The sequence below is a fragment of the Nevskia sp. genome (assembly GCF_023266035.1).
GTDB lineage: Bacteria > Pseudomonadota > Gammaproteobacteria > Nevskiales > Nevskiaceae > Nevskia.
The window spans coordinates 1-3,945 of the sequence record NZ_JAHFRY010000226.1 but is presented as its reverse complement, the minus strand read 5'-3'; the positions used below and the strand labels follow the sequence as shown (position 1 = coordinate 3,945).

Genomic DNA, 3,945 nt, shown 5'->3' with positions numbered 1-3,945 from the left:
CCTGCCGAACCGCAGCCGCCTGCAGCTGGAAGGTGGCGACAACAACGGCAGCCATGCCAGCCCGGGCGCCGATGGCACCGGCCAGGTCAATGGCCAGCCGGACACCCGTTCGCTGAACCCGACGCAGCAGACCAGCGGCTTCGCCTCAAGCTTTTCGGCGGGTTACCGCATCCTGACCCGCTTCGAGTACAACAATCTGCTGGCGGGTTTGAACTTCAAGCCGGCGATTTACTTCGGCCACGATTTCTACGGCATCTCGCCGCTGCCGGTACAGAATTTCATCGAAGGCACCATCACCTATGCGGTCTCCACCGAGATCGAGAACGGTGGTCCCTGGTCCGGTCAGCTGATCTACCAGGGTTCCACCGGTGGCGGCACCGTCAACACCCAGCGGGATCGCGACATCGTCGCGTTCCAGATCGCTTACACGTTCTGATTTCAAGAGTGGATCCGATCCTGCCGAGCCGCCTGACGCGCGTTCGGCTTCGATCGTCACCGTTGTTCCCCGAAAGGCGGCAAAGGCGCCGGTTTCCCGGAGCAGCATCAGCAGGCCCTGTTTTCTTGTGAGGAGATTGACGATGTTCAAACGAGCAGGTTTGTTCATGTTGGCGGGCGCCGTGGGTTTGGCTGCCAGCGCCAATGCATACGCCAAGGCCACGGCTGATGAAGCCGCGAAACTGGGCAAGGAGCTGACGCCGGTCGGCGCCGTTGCCGGTGCCAATGCCGATGGTTCGATTCCGGCCTGGATCGGCGGCAAGAACTTCGATGCCGAAGTGCGGGCGCTGACGCCTGCCAAGCTCGAAGAACTGCGCCAGCAGTTTGAAGTGATCCGCGCCAAGAGCCCGGCCGACTTCGACGCGCTGCTGAAGTATCTCGACAGCTTCACGCTCGCCGACTACCCGAAGATCTCCAAGCAGATCGACGACATCATCGCCAAGCTGCCGCCGGATCTCGGCAAGCTGGCGACCAAGCAGCGCCAGCAGATCGGCGGCGGCGGCAAGTTCGAGAAGCCGCTGTTCATCATTACCAAGGCTGACGTCGCCAAGTACGGCGAAAAGCTGACGGAAGGGCAGAAGGCGATGTTCGCCAAGTACCCGACCTACAAGATGATCGTCTATCCGACCCTGCGCTCGGCGTTCTTCCCGGACGAGATCAATGCGGCGACGATCAAGAACGCGACGACCTCGGAACTGGTCGGCACCGATGAAGTGAACGGTGCCGTGCTCGGCTTCCCGTTCCCGATTCCGAAGAGCGGCGCCGAAGTGATCTGGAATCACAAGATGCGCTACCGCGGTTCGGCCGTGAAGCGCTACAACAATCAGGCCGTGGTCAAGGCCGATGGTTCGTACAAGATCACCAAGCTGATCGAGGACGTGAAGTTCAAGTACGCGAATCTGGCCGAAGCCAATCCGGGTACCAAGATCCTGCTGTACTACCTCTCGAATGTCGTCGCTCCGGCCAAGGTCGCAGGTCAGCTGACCTTGGTGCATGAAACCTCGGGTGCCGAAGGCTCGGGCCGTAACGCCTGGATCTTCAATCCCGGCCTCGGCCGCGTGAACAAGGCGCCGGACGTCGGTTACGACAATCCCTACATCGGCACCGATGGCGAGCAGTTCAACGACCAGGTCGACGTGTTCAACGGCGCGCTGGATCGTTACGACTGGAAGCTGGTGGGCAAGAAGGAGATGTACATCGCCTACAACTCGTTCCTGATCAACGCGCCGCTGATCAAGTACAAGGACATCATCCGTCCGGGCCACATCAACCAGAACCTGTCGCGTTACGAGCTGCATCGGGTCTGGGTGGTCGAAGCCACCCTGCGTGCCGGCCTGCGTCACCAGTTCAAGAAGCGCCGCTTCTATGTCGATGAAGACAGCTGGGCGATCGCCGCCGTGGATGACTACGACACCCGCGACCAGCTCTGGAAGGTGCAGGAAGCGCAGCTGATCTCGGTGCCGTTCGTGCCGACCGTCACCGGCATCCCGGAAGTCATCTACGACCTGCAGAGCGGCCGCTACTTCGTCACCGCGCTGTCCAACGAAGACAAGATCTCGGACTTCAAGATCAGCTTCAAGGACGACTACTTCTCGCCGGGCAGCCTGAACCGCAAGTCGCAGTCCAAGTAACAAGTCATCGCAAGCGTGGGGCCGGCGAGGCGACTCGCCGGCCACCACGCAAGGTGTCGTCAGTACACCGGGGGAGCTCATGAATCGTCATCGAATCATCCTGCAGAAGGCCGCTCTGGCATCTGCAATCGTTGTTGCGTTTGCGTTCCCGGTCTATCTGCTGGCACAGGAGGAAGAGGCTGAAGATACCGGCGTCGATACGACACTGGTGCCGCGTCCTGCTGTGATCGCGCCGCGCGCTGCGTCTGGCCTGATCCTGAGCCTGGCCAAGGCGGGCGGCGGTTATGTGGCTGTTGGTCAGCGCGGTGGCGTGTTGTTGTCTGCCGATGGCAAGGTCTGGAAACAGGTCCTGACGCCGGCTGATGCAACCCTGGTGCGCGTCCGTTTTCTCGATGATGTCCACGGCTGGGCTGTCGGTTACGACGGCACCATTCTGGACACCTCCGACGGCGGCAAGAGCTGGACCCTGGCCCAGTTCGATGCGGCCTGGGGCAAGCCTTGGTTCGACATCCTGTTTCTCGATGCCAGCAACGGTCTGGTGGCCGGCGGCAACGGCATGCTCAAGCGCACGGCCGATGGCGGCAAGACCTGGGAAGCGGTCGAATCGCCGGTCTTCGAGGACCAGCCGAATCTCTACAACCTGATCAAGCTCGGTGACGGCAGCCTGCTGCTCACCGGCGAGCGCGGCTTCCTGGCGCACTCGGCCGATCAGGGCCTCACCTGGAAGCCATTGAAGTCGCCGTACACCGGCTCCTATTTCGGCGTGGTGCCGGTGGGTGCGAATGGCGCGGTCGCTTTCGGCCTGCGCGGCAACGCCTTTCATATCGCCAATGTCGCGACTGCGCCCGCACTCAGCGAGGCGGATCTCGCCGCGCTGCGCGAACTCGCGGCGAACCCTGAAGCCTCGGGGCAGAACGCCAATCCGGTCAGCGAGGTCGCCGGCTGGAAGCGCCTGGCTTCGGACGACACCGAAAGCCTGTTCGGTGGCTCGGTGAGCGACGACGGCACGGTGCTGCTGTTCGGCGCCAACGGCCGGGTGATGAAGGCCGATGTGGCAGCGGGCGTGTTGAGCCGAGTCAAGCTGCCGACCAACATCAACATGAACATGGGACTGGCTGCCGCGGACGGCCTGATCGTGGTCGGCACGTCGGGCGTGAAACTGCTCGCCCTTCCGAACTGATTGCTGCGCGACACCACTAGAACGAGAAGCGGAGAAGGCATATGGCAGGTGCAGCAGTAGGCGGCGTCTGGGCCGACAAGATTCTCAGGGCCGTCGAACCGATCATCTATGGCCGGCGTCAGATGACGCACTGGATCCTGATCATTCTGACCCTGCTGTTCACGGTGCAGATGGCGCGCCTGAAGCCGGACGCCGGCTGGCTGAAATCGGTGCCGCTGGAACATCCGTACATGGAGAAATTCCGCGAGTACTACCGGGATTTCGGCGGTGCCAACACGGTGCTGGTGGCGCTGATCAAGGATGAAGGCACCGGCGATATCTACACGCCGGAGTTCATGGGCACCTTGCAAAAGGCCACCGATGAAGTGTTTTTCATGCCCGGCGTCGACCGCGCCAAGGTCACCTCGCTGTTCACCCCGAACGTCAACTACGTCGAGAACATCGAAGGCGGCCTGAGCGGCGCCACGGTGATTCCGCCGGACTACGCGCCGACACCGGACGTGCTGCAGAAGGTGAAGTCCAACGTCGCCAAGGCGCAGGTGATCGGCCGCATCGTCACCAACGATCAGCGCGGCGCGATGATCCTCACCGAGTTGCTGGAGATCGATCCGCAGACCGGCGAGAAGCTCGACTATCTGA

Annotated in this window: 3 protein-coding genes and 1 pseudogene; all 4 read left to right on the top strand. The window is 62.1% G+C overall.

Annotation, left to right across the window (positions count from 1 at the left end):
* On the top strand, window positions 1-436 hold a 436-nt coding region (locus tag Q0D45_RS21225; RefSeq protein WP_293397822.1), incomplete at its 5' end, for a DUF1302 family protein.
* A gap of 142 nt (window positions 437-578) precedes the next feature.
* Entirely contained in the window at window positions 579-2,126 is a 1,548-nt protein-coding gene (locus tag Q0D45_RS21220) for a DUF1329 domain-containing protein (protein ID WP_293397819.1), read from the top strand.
* A 79-nt stretch (window positions 2,127-2,205) separates the two neighbouring features.
* Window positions 2,206-3,306 carry a YCF48-related protein gene (locus tag Q0D45_RS21215; protein WP_293397816.1) on the top strand — a complete coding sequence of 367 codons (1,101 nt, stop codon included), beginning with the start codon at window positions 2,206-2,208 and terminating at the stop codon, window positions 3,304-3,306.
* Between the two features lie 41 nt (window positions 3,307-3,347).
* Window positions 3,348-3,945, top strand: a pseudogene (locus Q0D45_RS21210) (hypothetical protein); the annotation flags it as partial.